The sequence below is a fragment of the Protofrankia coriariae genome (assembly GCF_001017755.1).
Taxonomy (GTDB): Bacteria; Actinomycetota; Actinomycetes; order Frankiales; family Frankiaceae; genus Protofrankia; species Protofrankia coriariae.
This window is the reverse complement of the sequence record NZ_JWIO01000014.1, coordinates 253437-273449: the sequence shown is the minus strand read 5'-3', so window position 1 is coordinate 273449 and position 20013 is coordinate 253437. Positions and strand designations below refer to the sequence as shown.

Sequence of the window (20013 nt, the reverse complement as noted above, 5' to 3'; positions counted from 1 at the left end):
ACCCGAGACTGACACAGAGGGGTTTGGGGTCCTGGATCGCGGAGTTCACCGCCCGCGCGGGCGCCAGACGCCTCGTCCTCTGCGACCCTGGCACCGTCACCGGAGGACTCCTGGTCCGTCAGGACTTCACCGAGGACGACATCGGCGAAGCGAAAGTAGAGGCACTGCGAAAGCGCCTCGCCGCCATCCGCGACGACATCGAACTCGAGGCGTATGTCGGGCTCATCCCAGACAACTTCGCCACGCTCCTCGCGGAGGCTGACCTCGTCATCGACGCCACCATCTCTCGCGCCATCGGTCAACTGCTCGACGACCTGGCTCCAGCGACGGTGCGCCCACTGCTCGCCCAGGTCGCAACAGACGCGGGAACCAGCACTCTCGGACTGCTCACCGTCAGCGACCCTGCTACTCCTGCTGGGCCTTACACAATCGACCAGCAGGCCGGCAGACGAGTCATCGCCAACGGCGCACTGGAGCCTTTCCACACCTTCTGGAAAGACGTGTCCGCTCAGGACGAACTCATTCCGACCCGGGGCTGCTCGGTACCCACCTTCCACGGCTCCGCTGCCGACATCGCTGCCGTCGCCGCCAGCCTCACCTCCCTGCTCGGCAGCCACCTCGCAAGCACCGAACCGGTATCCGGCACCCACCTGATCGGACTGCCGCATTCACCCGCAGGACCCTTCCGCCGCTTCATCCCGGCGGTCTGACGCTGCTGACCGCGATCATGGGAGCCGAGCCGCCCGGCCCAGCGCACGTATCGGCCAGAGCATTAGCGGCCGGACACCTCAAACCACCCGCCAGACCGTGGTGCCCTCAGACGACTGTCGACAAACGCGTCTCGCGGGGAGCGTTCTGCGGTTGGCGACGCCCGATCCAACCGAAGCGGGTAGAGCCCCGACGGTCGCAACGCCGTGACGAGGTCGTAGCCTGGCGCTTTCGCTTTGACAGGCACAGCTTGATCAGCATTGTCAACCTGGAGGGGGTGATGACGGTCGTGGTCTTCAAGAGACAGCGGACACCTAGCTATCTCTTGAGTATCCCGCCTGCGGCGGCTGTGTCCCCGCCCGGGAGGCGGCCACGAGTGACCAGTGGGTCGGTGGTCACAGAACCGCGCGGCGGCCACCTGTGACGTCCTGAACGCAGCTGCTCCAGCAGCCTGGTCACGGACGAATCGTGGATCGGCAGATGCATGTCGGTGGATGGTTGTACCGTTCGGGAAGGCAGGCGCATGTCCGACGGGGAGCGAGACGATGGCACGACTGGACGGAGGCCGGGCAGCAGCTCGGGGCTTTCAATACCAGTATTTGCGAACGTTGGAAGCCATCTTGGTTGCTTCCGAGAAGCCGAGACATCACGCCTGTCGCGTAGAGGGACCGGTTGACCCGACGTCCCTCGGTGGGCAGGATGCAGTTGATTTTGATCTAGTTGATGATCTAGGAAAATGTTTGGTAGCCGCACAAGTCAAGAGTGCGACGCCGGGGCGTCGGCTCGGTGCTCCCGAAGCACTCTCCATTTTGGTGAAACTGGCGACAGCAACCGAATCTGAACGGTACAAGCTTATCACGCAGGCGGTTCCGGACGATACTTGTCAGGCATTCGCAAAAAGCCTCCGCGACTGCGAAGGAAACCCTGCCACTTTGCACTACAGACTCACCGGCTTGTTCGCCCGAGCGCCCAGATCGCTCGACCGAGTTACCTCGTTGTCTCCGATGCATCTGGCGCGCTTGAGCCGTTCAACCATAGAATTCGATCACCGCGAAATAGACGAGATTCGTGAGGATCTTCATTTCGCGATAAAATCCATTCGATTGAACTCTCAAGTTGGCTTGGGTAAACATTCGGGTGGATTGGTTTTGGGCTACTTGGTGTCCGAGACTCTCCGCCGGGCGGCCGATCCGAGCGCCTCCAGATGGACCTTATCCGAGTTTCGCGCAGACGTTTCTGTTGAGGAAGATATTCTCGGTGAGGCACTCGGGCGACGGGACTGGGGCGTAGTCGCCGGGCCGGTTCCTCCGATCCCCGATATTCCTCGCGACGAGCTCCTCGAGCGGATCAGTCAAAACTTCTCCTCGCCCGGAGTTCGGGAGAATTCACCTTCAGTCTGCGTGTTGACAGGCCTATCAGGAATCGGAAAGTCGAGCCTGGCTGCGGCCTTCACTGCATCGTTTGCGTACAGATACGATCTAGTGTTCTGGGTAGATGCTTCATCGGAAGACTCTCTAGTTGCATCCTATCTCCGTCTTTGGCGATTTCTCGCTGATTCCACGGATGATCGAGGAGATCAGATAGAAATTAGTCTCCTTCGCGAGCGGGTTCATGTGATCTTGCAGCAACTTCCGGGTCGATGGATGATAGTATTCGACGACGCCGCGCCGGATAGTGTTCGCTCCTGGCTACCTAGGTTCGGGCGAGGTCACATACTCATCACTTCAGTGAGACGCAATGGGTGGAACGATTTTCAAGGCCGGTTCGAAGTGGAACCGATGTCTCACGACGAGGCGCTAGGATTGTTGGCGCGGCGAATCCGAATTTCTGCCGGAGAGGTCGAACGCCACGCAGAAGCGCTTGCTGATCTGGTGCAGGTATTGGGCTATTGGCCGCTTGCCATTGAATTGGCAAGCGGCTACATCGTTAGCTGCGGGATTGATCTAGAGCGGATCGGGGACTATCGTGAGATGGTTCTGAGTCGTGCTATGGACGACGCATCTTCGCTACCCTTGGGTTACCCTCGTACGCTCGTCTCGGCTGTTCAAGTCGGACTTGAGCGCCTTGTTCGCACGGCCGAGCGGCAAACTGGGGTTCCGCTACGCCCCCTGGATCTACTGGGGCATATGTGCTTTGTCGGCCCGTCTCGGATCCCGATACACCTCGCGATCGTAGCTACATTTATTCCACCCGAAGGCGTACCGGGTGGACCCGTTACCGCCATGGTTATGGATGAGGCCGACGGTGTTGTGCACGAAAACATCAGATTGCTTTTAGACATCTCGTTTATTCGCCGCTCTGAACCGCTCATCTCAACTGTTGATGATTATGTAGGAACCGATGCGACCGTGTCGATGAACTCGGTTTTGCAAGATATTCTTCGGCGTGAAATCGAGAAATATGGGGTCGCATCGACCTATATATCAAGAATGGCTTGTCATGTTGATCGATGGCTGAGTGTCGGCATGGAGGTCGGTCGTTCGGAATGGACTTGGGACGTCGCGCAGCATGCAATTTCACTGGCGGTCCATATTAGAAGACTTTCCATCAAGAGTAATATCTCGGCCCTGCTCATCGGAAATATTGCCGCGTTCCATGAGAGTCAGGGTAGGGCGGCCGAGGCCGCCGAACTGCTGGAACTTGAGCTTGCCTGGCTAGCCAAGATTGAGAACCCGAACGAGTTGCTTGCCATTCAAAGTAGAATTATTCTTGCCAAAATATATCAACATGGCGATATTGATGTACCTGATGGGCGCGTGTCCGAGCTCCTTACTGAAGATCTCTACAACTATATTGATACCATGTCCCAGCAGGAGCCGGACGCTGCCGTTTACCTTGCGACGAATGCGTTCTTTGTTCTGCAATCTCAGGTCCGCCGGGATCCGGGCGATATGCGTCTGCAGTCGCTACACGGTCGCTTCCTTGATCTGATTCAGAAGCTGCCTTCTACCCCAGTTACTGAGCTCATGAATGATCTTTCGTCAGTAGGGTTTCACTTGGAAGCCGGCCGTCTTGCGGAAGCGGAGAGTTCCTCTCGGAGGATCCTTGCAGACGGCGATGGATCGCACGCCAGGCCTATTGTTGAAGCCCGCCGTCTTCTGATCGAGTCATTGGTGATGCAGGGTAGATGGAGCGAAGCCTCCGATGAGTTCGATCTTTTTTCCGCATACATGGGACGTCAATCGCTACACCAGTTTTCGGTCCAGTATCTTGTGCACAACGTCGGTTCGATGAGCGCCCTTCAGTGGGTCATTTTGGGGGATCAAGCGGCTGGCGATTTTCTCTGCCTTCTTCTCGATCGCTGCGGGTTGGATGGTTTCCGAGATACTCTAACGTCTCAAGATCAATCAAGGATTGCGCTGATTGAGGTCGTTGCCGCGGCGGTGCGCGGGGATTCGAGTGAGTTCATCAAAAAGGCGAAGTCATTGAGCACTGTTTCCTTCGCTGAAAATGAAGATGATGCGATGCCCTGGGAACTGCTTCTGAGAGCGCTGCCAGCGCGGCTCTTCCATATCTTTGGTCGAAGCTATAATGATCAACTACAGGCGCGCGGAGAAGAACTCCTCGAGTTGGCCGACGAGGGTACGTTGCGTGAGATAGAGAAGGTGCTGCGGAACGTCAAGGTGGATGCTTTTTCCGTGCTTGGCTCCCATCCGGCGCTAGCGCATGTAGGGCTAACGACAACTCGCATCCTTCTTGAAAGTCGAATGTTTAGTGATCTCACTATTCCGGTGCTTTTCCTCCAGCCGCACCGGCAAATTGTTGTGTCGGGTGTGACCCGCGAGCAAATAGTCGAATTACAGATTCAACGGATCTGCAACTCGGGATTCCGGCGAGTTTATGGAGATCACCTAAGTGTTCCCGAGGTTGCCGGCGCCGTAGTCCGTGCAGTCAATCGGACGCTGGAACTTGTTGATGCTGGCGGTGCCGTTCGCGCCATCGCAACGAATTTCTCTACTGCGGAATGGCTTGATTCGGTCCGCCATCATCGTCGTGCTCTTGTCTTCTACGGCTTCGGATTTCGACTCGACGCACCGAAGGCGAGGGATGCGATTTTTGCTTCCCCGGAGTCGTGGTCTGAGGCTCTCACTGGAGCAGCGCGACTGGGCCTGATAGCTGCGGGCTTAGTGGAGTGGAGATAGAATGAATGGATCTCCGAGTTCAGGGTGATGAACCTGCCCCGGAACTCCTATTCCGCGCAACCTAGTTACCCGGCAGTTGGGCTGGCGATGGCCTAATTCAATTGTGCGTATGCGTGGCAAGTGGGGCGCGCCTGCCAGAAATAAGACCGCGCAACTTCGTTTCTGATTGATCTCGAATCATGGCGATCTGACTGTCGGCGCTCTGCCTGTTGTTGCGTATGCAATCTCTGTCGGATCACCGTAAGATCATGCGCAGGTTGCCTCTGGGTGCCTTCGGCTGGATGGGGAACGGGACGGCCGAGAAGGTGGGCGGCGCGGGCTCGTAGTGGCCCGGCATGGTCGAGGTCGACGCTGTCGAGTTGTTCGGCGATGACGACCAGTTGGGCGTAATGGCCACTTTCAGTGGTGGGCGCGTGGGTGAAGTGGACTCGGACTTGTGCGGCGACCTTCGGTATGAGCAGGCTGTGGCAGTGGAGGGTGGCGGCGTCGTAGCCGGTGGGTGCCAGGCTCGCGGCGGCTGTCCGGAGAGCAGTCACGGGGCAGGTGGAGCAGGGCCGTAGAGATCTGACGGTGATCTGACAGAAGTTGCATGCGCAACAACAGTCAGATCACCGTCAGATCATCTTCTGGCCGATGTGGGATCCTCCGCTGAATAGCGAGACTTGCCTGCAGGTCTCCGCCGGGTGCGGGACAGCTTCACCTCCCGGCACAGTGGCGATGAGATTTCTTGTGGGCCAGTTCTGGCGAGCCCTGGGGGGCCAGAGCTGTCCACCACCGCACGCAGGCATTGGGGGCAGATGCTCGGCCCCAGGGCAGGCCCGGAACACTACCCAGTGGAGCTGTTCCCGAGCATGGCCGTTGCAGCGGGTCATGTCTGTCCTGGCCTCGTGACGGTGCCTTCTCTCGGGCGGGGTATGGCGCGGCGGAGAAGATATGTGGCGCGGATGCGCAGCAGCCCCGCGTGATCGATACCGGTGCCGGAGCGGACGGTGTCGAGTAGCTCGGCGATGACGGCCAGTTCGGCGTACCGGCCGCTCTCGGTGGAGAGTACGTCTGCGAAGCGCGCCTGAACCTGTGCGGCGAGCGATGGCATGAGCAGGCTGTGGCAATAGAGGGTGGCGGCGTCGTAGCCGGCGGGTGCCAGGCCCCAGCCTTCCCAATCGAGCACGCGGAGGGTGGGGCCGCAGAGGTTGGCCCAGTGCAGGTCTCCGTGCGCGGTTACCCACGGTGCGGGCGCCGTGGTGGTGATCGGTTCGCCGAGCATCCTGGGCATGACGTCGTCGAGGTAGGACTGCTCGATGGTGCGCCGGTCGGTGGAGACCGTGGCGAGGATGCGCAGGGAGTGGCGCAGTGCCTGGAACCATTGCCTGTTCGGTGAGTCGGTGAGCCGCCGCGGCACGGTGATGACGGCGAGAGGTCGGACGTGGACGCGGTCGTACAGCTCGGCGCGGTAGTCCCAGCTGTCGTGGTGATGGTCGTGGATCCCGCGTAGCGCTGGGCGTGGAATGGATGCTGGCAGCGCCTGCTGTGCGGTGCGTCCGCCGTCCCAGAACGTGGTGATCTGCTGTCCGGCCTCGGTGGCGGCGATCCGCAGCCAGCCTGGGCTGTCGGGGGTCATTACCGGTCGGCCGAGAGTTCGTCCGGCGAAGCCCCACGCTTCCTCAGCCTGGGTCCGGTCGACTGTGACCCGGAGGGCGGCGCTGGCGCGTTCGTGCGCTGCGCGCATGCGGGTGACGGTGTCTGCGTCGTTCGGCGGCGGCCACATCAGCGTGCCTGCGGCGTTAGCGCTTCGGGGAGTGCGGGAGCGCGGAGGATGGTCTCGCGCGCTGTGGCGGCGAGTATGCCCTGGGTCTCGGCATTCAGGCCGAGGCGGTTCCAGTGGAAGATCACATGGTGGGCGAGGACGTCGCGTAGCCCACGGCGCAGGGTCCCGGCGTATGCGGCCTTCCCAAGGGCCCGACCGGCATTGTGAAAGGCGCTGGCCCAGATCCTTAGGTTGGCCAGCGGTCGGTCCGCGCCGAACAGGTCGCCTGCCGGGTCGGTGTCGGCGGTCAGCAGCCTGCGCAGAGCGGTGGCCAGCCGTTGAACCTCGGCGGCGGTGGGTGATGTTGCTGGTGGAGGGCGTAGGCGGCTGACGCGGTCGAAGACGTCGCCGCGTTCGTACCAGTCCAGGCCCGCGGTGCGCAGGAGCGTGACGATCAACAGCATCGACAGTTCGCGGCGGCCGAGAGCCGGCGGGGTCCTGCTGGTGATCTCGCTGTGGATGCGGTCGAGGATGTGGCCGGTGTCGGCGGTGAACAGCCGGTGCGCGACGTCGGTGCCGACCTCGCCGCCGAGGGCGTATTCCTCCGGCTCGTAGATCCCTTCCGTCCAGGTGTGGATCGTGCCGGCTGCGGTCAGGTCGTCGAAGGCGGAGCGGAGGGTGGCACGGAGCTCCGCAACAGATTGGCCGCTGGCTGGGGAAAGCCGTATCCGCCAGTCGGGCGACTTGCGGACGAACCACCAGGAGTCGACAGCGCCGGTGGCCTGGGTGTGGCGCAGGACAGGTGCCAGGTGGGTGGCTGCGACGGTCTCTGTGTCCGCTGGGTCGGGAAACGCGACGCGCACCTGGAACCAGGCGGCGCCTTGGACTGCGAGCGCGGCGCGACCTGCCGCCTGGTAGGTGGCGACTGCTGCGGCAAGCTGGTCGGCATGCAGGGAGGCATGGGCTGCCGCAGTGGATAGCGGGATGCCGGCCAGCACCGCGAGTACGGCCTGTTCGGTGCCGGCGGCCCGGCTGGGGACGGTCAATGGATCAGCAGGCATCTGTCCCATCCGGTGGCCGGTGTGCCGGTGGCGACGCTGTGGAGGACGAGGGCGATGCCGGCCTCTCCTTCGAGGAGTCCAGCAGCCCGCCCGCTGGTTGAAGGGGCGGAGAGCAGGAGGGAGGCGGCGAGTGTCGGCAGGTGGCGGCTGAGGGTGTCGGTGGTGGCGTCGGCGGCGGCGCGGGCGACGGTTTGATAGAGCCCAGCCCATCCGTGGCACAGTCCGGCTTCGGTGAGGTGGGCGAGCCGGGCGGAGTCGGCGATGCAGGTGGCGAGCGCTTGTTCGGCGAAGTTCTGGCGGGTGGTGTCACCGGTGGCGAGGCCGGCGAGTTGGAGGGCGCGGGCGATCCCAGGGGTGCCGTAGCACCAGCTCGGACGGCCGGGGCCAGGCTGGGTCGGTCTTGCGGCCCGCTGGTCGGCACGGTTGATCCACTGGGGCCAGAAAGGGCCGTTGGGGGTGTCTTGGCGCCATCGGTCATAGAAGGTGCACAGCGCGTTGATCGCGTCGGTCTGACTGTCGACTCGTATCCCAGCGCGGGCGGCGAGCGCGAGCAGGGCCAGCGGGCCGGCGGCGCCGTGTGCCATGCCGAGGTTGGCGTGCCCACCGGCGAATTCTGGCGCGTTGCCCTGGGACGGGTCGTGGCTACACCACCAGCCGGGCAGTCCTTCTCCGTCGAGGTTGATGGGGGTGGTGAGGCGGACGAGGTAGGTGAGGATGCGGCCGAGGGCGTCGTCGCCAGGGGCGTGGGCGAGAAGGTGGGCGCCTATGCCGGTCAGCCCGCTTATGACGTCGTACTCGGTGAACCGGACCGGTTCACCTCGGCCGATGCGGGCGTTGGCGGCGTCAACGCGGCGGTGGGCGATGGTGGCGACGGCCTGGTCGAGCGCGGTGCGCGCTGTGGTGTAGCGGCGGGTCTGCCCGGCGGCGGTGTGGAGGGCGAACGCGACCGCCGGGGCGCCGCCGTAGAGCGAGCTGTTCATCGACACGCTGACGCGGCCGGCGGTGGCTGCGGTCAGCCACGGCTGGACGGACTCCCAGTGCTTGGCGCTGGCGTGCGCTCGTTCGGCGTGGAGGAGGGCGATGCCGGCTGCTCCGTCGGCGAGCGACTGCGCGGTCTGCCCGAGTTCGCCACGGGCCGGGATGGTGAGGCGGGTGGCGAGGCTGGTTGCGGTGGCGGCGGCCTGATTGCGGTCGATCATGGGGCGGTCGCTTCGGTGGTTGCGAGGGCCCGTGCGGCTGTGGCTCGGGCGAGGGCGATGCAGGTCTGTTCGGCTGTGGGGTTCAGGCCGAGGGTTCGGACGGCGTGCAGGTGCAGCAGCGAGGCCAAGGCCTGGTCAGGCGGGCGCTGCGCGGCGAGGGCATTCCGGTAGGCGGCCAGTGTTGCTGCCCGTGTCTGCCAGGCGGACAACACGGTGTCGGCCCCGGGCACGGCCCGCAGATGGGCGAAGCCATCTGCGGGGTTGGCCAGGTGCAGTGCGGTGGTGCGTTCCGTCCGTGGGACGCGGGCGGGCTCGTGGGGCAGCACGTCACGAAGCCACCGCATGCCCGTGGAAGTTGCGCCGGTGAAGGCGATGGCCATGTCGACCAGGCCGGCGACGGTGAGCGCTTCGACGGGCAGGCGGGCGCTGGCGGCGAGGCGGCGGGTGGCGAGGGCGGCGGCGGAGTCGGTGGAGAACACGGCTTCGGCTGCGGTCATCGCCGGGCCGTAGCCGTAGCGGCCGGTTTCCGGTTGGTAGGTGTCGAGGTGGAGGTGGGACAGCAGTCCGGCCTCGCGCTGTGCCGCCGCCCAGGTTCCCAGCCGTGTGGCCGCCGGCCCGTAGCCGCCACGTTCGGTGATGGCGAGGCGTAGCCGCAGGTGGGGCTCGGTGTCGCGGTAGGGCAGGAACCACCACGCGGGCGGGTCGGGCCACGCGTCCATGAGGTCGTGGAAGCGGGTGAGGAGATCGGTGGCCCGGTCGGGGTGGCCGTAGAGCCGGGCCGACAGCCACGGCGACACACCGGGTAGCTGGGCATCCGACCGAGCAGCGGGCACGGTTGCCGCGAGGCGCTCCGGTGCCGGCCCCGGCAGGGGTGCGGCGGTGCTGGCCAGCGGGATGACCAGTTCGTGGGCGTGGCCGTCGAGCCAGCCGAAGGCGCCCGGGGCGGCGTCCTCGTCGAGTCGAGCGGAGCCGTGGCGGTGCAGGTGATCGCGTAGCAGGGCGAGGTGGGTGTCGACGTGCAGGTCGAGGCGCAATCGGTTGTCGGTCTCGACGAGCTGGACCCGCGTGGGCACTGGGATCGCGCCGCCCCAGCTGGCCAGTGCCTCGAGCCATTCCTTCGCCGGCTCGGCGCGGCCGGGCAGGTCGGCGGCTGTGAGGTTCCAGCGGGCCGGGGCGAGCACGGTGCGCCGATGAACGAGCCGGGGCAGGAACGGCAGCCCACCGGCAGCGCCCCAGGAGAACGGGATGGAGACGGCGACGCGGGCGGTGGGTAGCTCGCACAGGAACCGTGTCAGCGGGTGGGTGTGGTACCGGAACTCCACCGCATGCGCGGCGAACGGCTCGACGAGGCGCCGGTCGGGCAGCGACACCAGATAGAGCCCTTCAGCGTCGGCCCCGACAGCCAGGTCGGCCGGGCGCAGTACGCCTGGGCCGGCGTCGTGATACTCGGCGAGCGTGATCACCGTGTCGGTGAGCCGTGGCGATCGGGCCACGCCGATGGTGGCTGCGGGAAGCGGCGGACAGGACACCTGCGCGGCTGTCGCGCCGGCCCGCATGGTGGGCAGGGCGGCGTAGGTGTCGCGGAACCGGTCGAAGGATGCGGAGTCGAGCAGGTGCAGGAAACGGCTGGTGGTGGTCGCGGCGGCGCGTCCGCCGCCGGTGACCCGCAGGGTGAACGCGCCGCGCGACAGTGCTGTCAGGTCGTGGGCGTGGACTTCGGCGATGAGTTCGGCATGTGGCGGAACCCGAGCCGGTGCGGTGTCGCCGGCCAGAACAGTGATGTCGGTGCCCTCGAGGCGTACCTCGAGCGCGCCGTCCAGGGCCGCTCGCTGCGCGAGTGCGGCCAGGCGCTGGTCGCGGGCGGCGCTCCCGCCGGGGCGGTGGGTGCGTGTGGAGCCGCGGAAGGTGGCGGGTAGGCCGAGGCCGGTGTCAGGGTTGACGGCTTCCAGCAACGGGACGAGGGCGGCGGGACCGTAGCGTTCCAGGAAGGCTTCGTGCCAGTCCGCCCACCCCGAGGGGACGGCGGTCGGCGGCGTGAGCCGGGCGAGCGCCCGAGCGCCGGCCCCTGCCTCCTCGGCGACAGCCGCCGGCAGGACCACGTCCGCGTTCAACACGAGGCCTACGTCGAGATCCGGGTCAGCGCTGGGAACAACGCGCCGTTGAAGCGCCTCTGCCTGCGAGCGCAGCGCGCGACGGTGCGAGGCGGAGCTCGAGTTGTCGTGGTGGGCGAGCAGGTCTTGCAGGTCGCCGATCACGTTGAGACGGCCGGCGCGTGGGGGCAGATCGTCAATCCGGGCCGCGGCCAACTGGTCGGCGACTTCACTGAGTGGATCGGTGATGGTTGTCGCCGGGCGTAGGGGCGTGTGCAGGAACCGGCGGCGGACCAACTCGATCACCATGGTCTCGATCTGGCCGATAGCGGAGGCGGGTGCGTCGGCGGCGAGGCGAGCGACCAGCTCGGGGACGGGCAGCGAGCTGGCCGTCTGGCGCAATGTGGCTTCCACAGCCCGGGTGCGGCGCACCGACACCTCGACCACCGTCTCCTCCCCGGCATCGTCGCCGGGCCGGACAACAGGGCCGATGAACAACCGGTCGCCCCGGGCGACCGGCAGCCCGTCCGCGGCGACCCGAAGCCGCCGCAGCAGCGTGTCGAATGCTTCCAGGTCGTCGGCGAGCGCGGCGAGCCAGCCGCCGCCCGGCCGGGCGTGAACCCGATGGTCGTCGCCGAGCCGAACATGGGCCCGCGCGCCGAAACCCGCGGGCCCGACCCCGGCGAACAGGCCGAACGGGGTGGCACGCCCGGTCATCCGCAACACGTACCGGGCTGTCGCCGTGACAGCCCGCCGGACCGCCCGCCGATCGTGGCACTGCCGGTCGAAGACCGACACGACCCGCGCCGCCAACGACGGGCTGGCGAGCGTCATCGCGTCGGCGAACACGGGCCGCGCCCAGATGTCCCGCAGCCAATCCGTCCAGCCGGCTACGGCGCCGTCGGTGTTGTCGTCGAGGGCTGGCCATGGCGGCAGGTCGACATCGGCGGGGACCACCGCCATCCGTAGCAGCGGAACGTCAAGGCTGCGGTACATCGCGCACCTCTCAGCGGCGGAGGATCAGTTCTGCTTGCAGCTGGTGCAGGCCGAAGAGCAGGTCTTGCCGCAGTTGTCGCTGGTGGATCGCAGCAGTTCGGGGATGACGGGGCCGCCGTCGACGATCTCGACGTCCAGGTCGTAGTCGCCGGCGAGGGGGAGCGGAGCCGGGGCGGTTGAGTGGGCAGGAGTCATGGCGATGCCTTTCCTTCGGAAGGGGTGGTGAACGCGTCGCTGTGCTGGTCAGGACCAGCTCAGGACGACGATGCGGTGGCGCTTGGCGATCACCCGGCCGGGCGGAAGCGCCTCTGCCGGAGTTGTGGCCGGCCAGGCGCTGATCGTGGCCGGCGACGCGTCGCGGTGGGTTCGGTGCCAGGCCTGGACCTGTGTGACGACCAGGTCGGCGAGGCGGGCGGCGTGGGGACCGTGGGCGTAGGCGCCGAACTCGTAGGTGTCGTCGCCGTCCTCGACCTTTCGCAGGGTGAGGTAGGCGAAGCTGTCCGCTTCCACGGCGGTGGGCGTGCCGATCGGGGAGACGGGGTCGACGAGGTCTCGCGCGGTCTGGGAGCGGGCGCGGGAGAGCAGGCCGTAGTTGTCGAGGGTGCTGGCAAGCCACAGCAGCAACCCGTCGAACGGCTCCATCCCGCCGAACCGCACCCCCGACCACGCCTCGACCCGCGGGGTGAGCAGCGCGGCCCGCAGGGCGGCGGCGTCGAGTTCGGGAGCCTGCTCGTCGAACCGCAGGCCCACGTCGGCATCGTGAAGCGGGACGAGGCGTTCGGGATGGGCGCCGTCGCCGCGCACGGGCACGAAGCCGGCCATCTGGTGGTCGAGACTGACCAGAACGCCGTCGCGGGGGGTGAGCGCGACCGTCCGGCTCAGCCCCCGCATCCGCAGGGGGACGACGATCCGGCCGTCCGGGGCGAGTTGATCGGTCCAGGCGGGTGGGATGTCCCAGGCGCCCGCGGTGACGATGATCCGGTCGTAGGGCGCCTGCTCGGGGACGCCGTGCTCGGCGTCGGCCAGCACGACGTGGACCTGGTCGTAGCCTGCCGCCGCGAGGCAGTGGTGGGCTCGTTCGGTGACGTCGGCGTCGATGTCTATGGTGGTCACCGCGCCGGTCGGGCCGACGAGTTCCGCGATCAGGGCGGCGTTGTAGCCCCCGGAGCCGACTTCGAGGACCCGCATGCCGGGGGTGATCCCGGCCTGTTCGAGCATCGTGGCCTGCAGCCAGGGAGCGGAGACCGAGCTGACGGTCATGCCGTGCTGGTCCTGCTTGGTCCGCACGATGTCGTCGGCGTAGGCGTCCTGGAGCGACGCCTCGGGAGCGAACAGGTGCCGCGGCACCGCGCGGAACGCGGATTCGACCTCCTTCGTTTTGATCGAGCCCGCCGCGACGAGGTCATCCACGAGGCGGGCCCGCAGATCCTCAGCGTGTGCTTTCTCGTCGGCTTCGGGCGGTTGTTGATGCCCATGCGCGTCGCTCAACACCGTTCTCCTCTCGTGATCGTCGGATGGTTGGGTTTCAGTCCCAGGTGATCAGGAGCTGGGCTGATGGTTTCGTGAGGAGCCGACCGGGCGGCGCCGAGGCGCGGCCGGCATCGGTGGGGTAGACGCGGATGGTGGGGTCCGGGCTACCGCGCCGCTCGGCGTCCCACACGCGGATGTCGTGGGTGAGCAGGTCCGCGAGCCGGTACCGGTCGGGGCCGTACGCGACAACCCCGATCTCCTCGCCGGTCCCGCCCGTCGGGGTGAAGGTCAGGAAGGCGAGGCTGTCGTCCGACCAGCAGGCAGACACCTCGGCCGGACTCGTGGGCGCAGGCAGTTCGGCTCCGGCGGAGGCGTCGGTGCCGTGGAGCCGGCCGTAGGTGGGCTGCACAGTGGCCAGCCACAGGTCCAGGCCCGGCAGGTCATCCGCGGAGGGGGAGAGGGTCACCCCGGTGGAGTGGGTGTGGCTCGCCCCGCTGATCGCGTCGCGAAGCGCATCGGGATCAGCCTCCTGACCGTCGTCGACGTCAAGGCGGATCCCGTCGGCCAGGCGGATCATCCGGGGCAAGGAGGCACGAGCGCCGGCACCCTGGAGACGGACGAAGCCGTACGGCCGCATCGAGTCCGAGGTCAGAACCTCGCCGTCCCAGGTGAACCCGACGGTGCGCAGCAGGCCCCGTAGCTGCAGCGGGATGACGATGCGTCCGCCGGGGACGAGCTGGGCGGTCCAGGCCCGCGGGATGTCGGGTGCGTCGACGGTGACGACGATCCGGTCGTAGGGGGCGCGGAGCGGGAACCCGAAGTACCCGTCGTTGATCAGTGCCGTGACGTCGGTGTAGCCGGCTTTGCCCAGGCAGGCGTGGGTGCGGTGGACTACGGACTGGTCGATGTCGATGGTGGTGACGTGGCCGGTAGGCCCGGCCAGCTCAGCCAGCAGCGCCGCGGTGTAGCCGCCAGAGCCGATCTCCAGGATCCGCTGGCCGGGTTCGACCCGGAGCTGCTCGAGCGTCGCCGCGACGGTGGAGGGCCGCGACACCGCGCTGAGCGGTGCTCCGTAGACATCCCATTTCGTGACGACGACGTCGTCCTTGTAGGCCTCCTCGGTGGAGGCGTCGGGCAGGAACAGGTCCCGGGGCACGGCCCGCAACGCGGCCACGACCGGGGCGGAGACGGGCTCCTTCGCCAGTACCAGGTCGACCATGGCCGTGTGCAGCAGCGCGATCGACGCCTGCGCCGAGGCGGGCATCACGCCACCTCGCCGAGCAGGTCGTCGTACTCGCCGCGCTTGACCGCGCGGACGAAGTCCCCGAACGCGCCGGGGGTGGTCCGCACCGACGGCCCCAGACTCGACCTGATCAACACGCGGTGATCGTCGAGGGCGACTTCGACGGCATCGTGCACCGTCGGGTCGAGCGTGGACGGGCGCCGCCATCGTGGGACGGCCGGGACAGGCATGCCGGTGGGCGCAACAGACACGGGTTCCTCGAAACGATGCGATCGGTGTGGACGGGTGGAGCCCGCCGAACCCAGGCCGCACGACTCGGCCCAGGCCCGGCGGGAGCAGAAGCAGCGACACGGCACGACCCGGGGTTCATCCGCCCTGAGCTGGTGGAACGGACGGGATCGGATCGGCGTGTTCACCGCGCGCAGCACCCATGACACACTGCGCCCAAACGGAGCAACAGAACGCAACGGCTCGTTGCGTGCATGCAACAGCTCGTTGCATCCACCTGCGAAGGCGTCGACGGGGAGGCCGAAGGTGCAAGCTGGTCAGCGAAACGACGCACTCGCCAACCTGGCCGATCTGCTGCGGACACTGCGTGATCAGCATCGGACCAACAACAGCCGGCTCGAAGCCCGCACCGGCTTCAAGCGCCAGCAGATCTCCCGCGCTGTCAACGGCCAGGAGATCCCGTCCGCGGACCTCGCGGACGCGCTGGACACGGCGTTGGCCGCAGGGGGAGCCATCCGGCGATTGCGGGACGAGGCTGTCAGGGAGAAGCGGGCCCGGGATCTGGGGCTCGACCCGAGCAGGCAGGAGGAACCCGTGGACGCCAACCGCCGGCAGGCGTTCGAACTCGCCGCCGCGAGCCTCGTCGCCGCCCAGATGTACCGGGAGTGGACCTCGTCCGCACCCGACGTGCTGACTCTCGACGAGATCGACGACGCGATCAACGCGCACACTGTCGCGTTCACCGTCGAACCGCACCAGCGGCTCGCGCCGAAGGTGTGGAAGACGTGGAAGTCGGCGCACCACCATCTGATGAACGGCAGCGGCCGGGCCCGCCCGCAGACCCGCCTCACCGTCGCCGCCGGCTACGCCTCCTACATGCTGTCGCGGCTGTCGTTCAACCTCGGGGACACCCTGGCCTCCCGCCGGTTCATCCGCCTCGCCGAGGACCACGCCAGCCAGACCGACGACGTCGTGCTCACCGCCTCGGTCGGGGAGATGGTGACGACGCTGGCGTTCTACGGCCGCCGCTACCAGGAAGCCGCCGTCTCGGCACGGAAGACCGCCGTCGTGGCGGACAACCCGTACACCCGCGCCCGGATCGCCAGCTACGAAGCACGAGCCCTCGGCGCGCTCGGCGACGCCGAGGGCACCCGCGCGGCGCTGAACCGGATGCGCACGTCGGTCACGGACCTGCCGCTGCAGCCCGGGATCAGCCCGTTCGGCCCAGCCGCCGCCGAGATGATGTACGCCGGAGTCCTGACCCGGATCGGCGGTGGTGTCGAGGCGGAGCCGATCGCCCGCGCCGCGCTCGCCGCCTACGAAGGCGGGCAGGCGGGCGGCTTCGAGGACTACGGCCACGCGCTGCTCGCGGTCGCGGCAAGCCTCACCGCCCGTGAACAGCCCGAGATCGACGAAGCCGCGACCATGGCCGGGAAGGTCGTCGACATGCTCGACACCCGGCCCACCGCCTCGGTCTCCGACCGGGTCGCAGAGATCGCCATAGCGTTCACCGGCCACCCCACCGTCGAACCCGTCCGTGACTTCTGGGACCGCTGGCAGGCACGCCCCCGCCTCGAACTGACCACGGGCCAGGCGTGACCATGACCCTCCACTACGGAACCCCGACCGTCGTCACCATCCCCACCGTGCTCACCGAACGGCTGGTGCTGCGCGGCTGGAAGGCCGCCGACCTGGACCCCTACGCGGCGATGAACGCGGACCCGGAGACGATGCGCTACCTGGACGGCACGTTCGACCGGGCCGGCACCGAGCGGCTGGTCACCCATCTGATCGGCATGTGGGCGATCCGCGGGCACGGCATGTGGGCGGTCGAGGACCGGGCCAGCGGGGAGTTCCTCGGCCGCGCCGGCACCTACTTCGCGCAGGGCTGGCCGGGTGTCGAGGTCGCGGTATCAATCCGCCGCGACCGCTGGGGCCAGGGCCTGGGCACCGAAGCGATCACGGCGGCGCTCGACTTCGGGTTCGCCCACCTCGACGTCGAAGAGCTGATCACCGCCACACACCAGGAGAACGCGGGCATGAACACGATCGCCCACAAGCTCGGGATGACCTTCCGCGAGATCGCCGACGTCGGTCCATGGAAGGCGAACAACGTCCACGCGATCAGCCGGGCCGCCTGGACCGCCAACCGACCCGGTGAGACCGAAAGCTAGTCGTTCCGTATCCAGACCTCGTCGCAGTCGACGCACAGGGCGCGGTAAGCCGCGTCAAAGCCCTCCTCATCACCTCGGCGCCACTCCGTCAGCGGCTCGCAGATCTGAATGGTTGACACCGTGCCCACTGCCGGATTGGGCAGGCACACAAGGGAGGGAGGTAGCGGAGACGATGGCTGAGGCTCCCGGAAAGGACGGCCCGCCGGTTGCCGACCGGCCGCTGAGCCGCACTGGTGGGCGCAGAATCCTGTGGCAGGACCTGCCACCCGAGGTTCGCCGCGGTATCGAGTCACGTGTGGGCGCGCCGGTGATCAGCGCCAGGAGTCAGCCTGGAGGGTTCTCCGAAGGGCTCGCGTCACTGCTGGCTCTGGCGGACGGTCGTCGGGTCTTCGTGAAGGCAGCCAGCCGTGTGGGAGCGTCCGCGGTTGCCGAGTTCCACCTCCGCGAAATCGCGATCACTGCCTGTCTGCCAGCAGCGGCCCCGGTGCCTCGGCTCCTGGGCTCCTACGACGACGGCGTATGGGTCGCAGGCATCTACGCCGAGATCGAGGGCTGCCTTCCCGGCCGGCCGTGGCGGCACGGCGAGCTGAGTCGCGTCCTCGACGCCCTGACGGCGCTGAGCACCGACCTCACCCCCGCGCCGGTCGCCCCGGCCCTCCTGGCTGCGCCGCGCCTCGGCGGGTGGCGAGCGCTGACACAGAGCGCCGGGGCCATGACACGCCTTGCCGCGATCACGACCTGGGCCGCTGACCGCATCGACGACCTGGCCGCGTTGGAGGCGGATATCGACCGGGACCTGGCAGGCCGGACGCTCCTGCACGGCGACCTGTATGGGTTCAACATCCTCCTGGGCGCCGACGGTGTGTCCGTCGTCGACTGGCCGCATGCCTGGATCGGCGCTCCCTTCTGCGATGTGGTGACGCTGCTGTCGAGCGCGTCGGTCGACGGCATCGACCCCGAGCCCTACGCCCGCGACCATCCGCTCACCAGGGACGTCGACCCCCGTCGCGTGGATGTCCTGTTGGCCGCGCACTCCGGTTTTCTCCTTCGCCTGGTCACGACGGCGAGCCCATCGGTCGACCCCAGCCTGATCGAGATGGCTTCCGCCCTCGGCGTGGCCTGCCTGCGATGGCTACAGGAACGCGGCCTTGGTTCGAAGGCCCGCCGCTAGCACGGGCTGTCGCGGTCGTCGCGGGTTGGACGCGGCGGCCCCGTTCAGGTCATGGCTATGGCGATCGCGGCATGGCCCCGCCGCCGACCCTCGCTGCGGATGTTCGTTTGCGTGAGCAGAAGTAAGCATTCGCCAGTTAAATCATTTATGTCCGATAGGTGCTTTATGTCGATCGGAGGGGGTTGCGGGTCATTGACCTGCGGGAACGGCGCCGGTGGGTGACGTTTCCCTGGCTTTCGGGGTCTCTCGTGGGGGTGAAATGAGGGGCGTGGGTGGGCTTGTCCAGTGCCGGCGGATGGAGCTACGGTCGTATCCGCCCCCTTGACCGCCGGATACCGACCCGCTAGCGGGCGGCCGGTTCGGTGGGAGACGGGGTGGTGGTAGCAGCGAAGCGCTGGGACTCGTTGCCGTCGGCGGTCCACCGGACTGGTGACGGAGCGAGAAGCCCGGCGGGTGTCGCTGTGAGTCGGGTGGCCTGCGAGCCGCTCCCGGGAGCTGTTTCCCGGGAGCGGGGGACGCGGGTCCGCAGCCGGGTGCCACATGCGTGGCGTCGTGCCGGAAAGGAGGGATGACAGAGATGGCGACCATTCTCCGTCCACGAACCTTCCTGAAGGTCACCTTCTAGCCAAGCACGCCGGTCGGCCAGCGCACCGCCGCGACCCCTACGACGGGTCCGCGTGGCGGTCCGGTTGGGTGACCGTGTCTGGGCCGGCTGGCCGACCGCCTTATGAGACGGCGGGCCAGCCGGATAGCCGGCGTGTGCGTTGACGCAGGTCAGCGCGGCTGGGTGGGTTCGCGGACGGATCCAGACTCGACTGTCCTGGAGCAGGTATTCCCACGACTTCGACTCGCGGGCGGGGCCGGCCGGTAGGTCCGCTGGCGCTCCTGCAGGGTTTGACCGACAGAGATCTCTACCTACTGGATGTGCTGGCAGCGCATCGTGTCCTGACCGCGGAGCAGGTGGCCGCGTTGCTGTATCCCTCGGTGGATCGGGCGCAGCGCCGGCTGCTGGCGTTGACGCGCCGAGGGGCGTTGGAGCGGTTCCGAGCGCGGGTGTATCCCGGGTCGCAGGCGTGGCGATACACGCTGAGCTATCCGGCGGTGCAGCTCATCGCCGCGAGGAGGGCGGAACAGCCGGCGTCTCGGTCGGCGCACAACACCGCGGTGCTCCGCTTGGCGCGGAGCGGAACCCTCGAACACCAGCTGGGTGTGAACGGATTCTTCACCAGCCTTGCTCGAGACGCGGCTGCCCGCCCCTTGACCCGATTGGCCAACTGGTACTCGGAGTCCACCGTGGCAACCGCGCTCCAGTGGGATTATGGAATCAAGGAAACGATCCGTCCGGATGGGTACGGCCGGTGGATCGAGAGCCCACGTGTGACGACGTTCTTCATCGAGTACGACCGGGGTACCGAGTCGCTGGAACGGCTGGGCGGCAAGATCACTGCCTACGCGACCCACCTACCGGGCATGACCGTGCTGTATCACCTGCATTCCGCGCTTCGGGAGACGCACTTCCACCACAAGCTCATCGGGGCTGGCCGGGAGGGGGTCGCGACCACGACGGCTGAGCTTCTCGCCGCCTCGGGAGAAGGAGTGAGCGGCCCTGTCTGGTTGCCCGCTGGGCCGGGCACTCGGCGTCGCCTACGGCTGAGCGAACTGCCAGGCAGCGGATTTGCTCTGCAGGCCAACGAGTGGGGTGCTGGTACCGCCCCGATCCCAGCGCCGCACCTTCCAGAGGTCGCGTGAGCCCCGTCCACAGGGAGAGGCGGCGGCCGGCTCTCCCG

14 protein-coding genes are annotated in these 20013 nt (G+C 67.2%); 6 read left to right on the top strand and 8 right to left on the bottom strand.

The annotated features are described in order from the left end of the window. Positions 1-710 (top strand): ThiF family adenylyltransferase (locus FrCorBMG51_RS11305; protein WP_047223048.1); only part of this gene is annotated, 710 nt, incomplete at its 5' end. 543 nt (positions 711-1253) lie between these two features. Beyond that, entirely contained in the window at positions 1254-4850 is a 3597-nt protein-coding gene (locus tag FrCorBMG51_RS26680; RefSeq protein WP_157180469.1) for an NB-ARC domain-containing protein, read from the top strand. 868 nt (positions 4851-5718) lie between these two features. Here FrCorBMG51_RS26680 and FrCorBMG51_RS11295 read toward each other — a convergent pair. The 8 genes from FrCorBMG51_RS11295 to FrCorBMG51_RS11265 are packed head-to-tail and all read right to left on the bottom strand — an operon-like array spanning position 5719 to position 14904. Further along, on the bottom strand, positions 5719-6576 hold the full coding sequence (locus FrCorBMG51_RS11295; protein WP_235433487.1) for a hypothetical protein: 858 nt from the start codon (positions 6574-6576) through the stop codon (positions 5719-5721). A 38-nt stretch (positions 6577-6614) separates the two neighbouring features. Beyond that, positions 6615-7655 carry a thiopeptide-type bacteriocin biosynthesis protein gene (locus tag FrCorBMG51_RS11290; protein ID WP_047223046.1) on the bottom strand — a complete coding sequence of 347 codons (1041 nt, stop codon included), beginning with the start codon at positions 7653-7655 and terminating at the stop codon, positions 6615-6617. Further along, the gene (locus FrCorBMG51_RS11285) at positions 7637-8854 is read right to left on the bottom strand and encodes a lanthionine synthetase C family protein (protein ID WP_047222965.1); all 1218 of its coding nucleotides are present in this window, start codon (positions 8852-8854) and stop codon (positions 7637-7639) included. The genes FrCorBMG51_RS11290 and FrCorBMG51_RS11285 overlap by 19 nt, the downstream gene beginning before the upstream one ends. Further along, the gene (locus FrCorBMG51_RS11280; RefSeq protein ID WP_047222964.1) at positions 8851-11940 is read right to left on the bottom strand and encodes a lantibiotic dehydratase; all 3090 of its coding nucleotides are present in this window, start codon (positions 11938-11940) and stop codon (positions 8851-8853) included. The genes FrCorBMG51_RS11285 and FrCorBMG51_RS11280 overlap by 4 nt, the downstream gene beginning before the upstream one ends. Positions 11941-11964: 24 nt before the next feature. After that, positions 11965-12135 (bottom strand): FxLD family lanthipeptide, encoded by a 171-nt coding sequence (locus FrCorBMG51_RS26675; protein WP_076825254.1) that lies wholly within the window; start codon positions 12133-12135, stop codon positions 11965-11967. Positions 12136-12183: 48 nt separating this feature from the next. Then, a complete protein-coding gene (fxlM, locus tag FrCorBMG51_RS11275) occupies positions 12184-13428 on the bottom strand; it encodes a methyltransferase, FxLD system (protein ID WP_076843228.1) in 1245 nt (414 codons plus the stop codon). 37 nt (positions 13429-13465) lie between these two features. Then, on the bottom strand, positions 13466-14674 hold the full coding sequence (gene fxlM / locus FrCorBMG51_RS11270) for a methyltransferase, FxLD system (protein ID WP_047222963.1): 1209 nt from the start codon (positions 14672-14674) through the stop codon (positions 13466-13468). Next, positions 14674-14904, bottom strand: coding sequence for a DUF397 domain-containing protein (locus FrCorBMG51_RS11265; protein ID WP_235433486.1), 231 nt, complete (start codon positions 14902-14904; stop codon positions 14674-14676). The genes fxlM (FrCorBMG51_RS11270) and FrCorBMG51_RS11265 overlap by 1 nt, the downstream gene beginning before the upstream one ends. Positions 14905-15187: 283 nt before the next feature. Here FrCorBMG51_RS11265 and FrCorBMG51_RS11260 point away from each other — a divergent pair, with 283 nt between their 5' ends. From FrCorBMG51_RS11260 to FrCorBMG51_RS11245, 4 genes are all read left to right on the top strand, one after another. Next, positions 15188-16480, top strand: coding sequence for a hypothetical protein (locus FrCorBMG51_RS11260; protein WP_047223044.1), 1293 nt, complete (start codon positions 15188-15190; stop codon positions 16478-16480). 2 nt (positions 16481-16482) lie between these two features. Then, entirely contained in the window at positions 16483-17055 is a 573-nt protein-coding gene (locus FrCorBMG51_RS11255) for a GNAT family N-acetyltransferase (RefSeq protein WP_047222961.1), read from the top strand. Positions 17056-17227: 172 nt separating this feature from the next. Beyond that, a complete protein-coding gene (locus FrCorBMG51_RS11250; protein ID WP_052914574.1) occupies positions 17228-18226 on the top strand; it encodes a phosphotransferase family protein in 999 nt (332 codons plus the stop codon). A gap of 924 nt (positions 18227-19150) precedes the next feature. After that, complete coding sequence (locus FrCorBMG51_RS11245) at positions 19151-19975, top strand: replication-relaxation family protein (RefSeq protein ID WP_052914573.1); 825 nt, start codon at positions 19151-19153, stop codon at positions 19973-19975. Positions 19976-20013: the final 38 nt, after the last annotated feature.

Excerpts from the sequence above, each read along its gene's own strand:
- FrCorBMG51_RS26680 (WP_157180469.1), top strand. The coding sequence starts at position 1,254 with ATGGCACGACTGGACGGAGGCCGGGCAGCAGCTCGGGGCTTTCAATAC.
- FrCorBMG51_RS11295 (WP_235433487.1), bottom strand. The coding sequence starts at position 6,576 with ATGCGCGCAGCGCACGAACGCGCCAGCGCCGCCCTCCGGGTCACAGTC.
- FrCorBMG51_RS11290 (WP_047223046.1), bottom strand. The coding sequence starts at position 7,655 with ATGCCTGCTGATCCATTGACCGTCCCCAGCCGGGCCGCCGGCACCGAA.
- FrCorBMG51_RS11285 (WP_047222965.1), bottom strand. The coding sequence starts at position 8,854 with ATGATCGACCGCAATCAGGCCGCCGCCACCGCAACCAGCCTCGCCACC.
- FrCorBMG51_RS11280 (WP_047222964.1), bottom strand. The coding sequence starts at position 11,940 with ATGTACCGCAGCCTTGACGTTCCGCTGCTACGGATGGCGGTGGTCCCC.
- FrCorBMG51_RS26675 (WP_076825254.1), bottom strand. The coding sequence starts at position 12,135 with ATGACTCCTGCCCACTCAACCGCCCCGGCTCCGCTCCCCCTCGCCGGC.
- fxlM (WP_047222963.1), bottom strand. The coding sequence starts at position 14,674 with ATGCCCGCCTCGGCGCAGGCGTCGATCGCGCTGCTGCACACGGCCATG.
- FrCorBMG51_RS11255 (WP_047222961.1), top strand. The coding sequence starts at position 16,483 with ATGACCCTCCACTACGGAACCCCGACCGTCGTCACCATCCCCACCGTG.
- FrCorBMG51_RS11250 (WP_052914574.1), top strand. The coding sequence starts at position 17,228 with ATGGCTGAGGCTCCCGGAAAGGACGGCCCGCCGGTTGCCGACCGGCCG.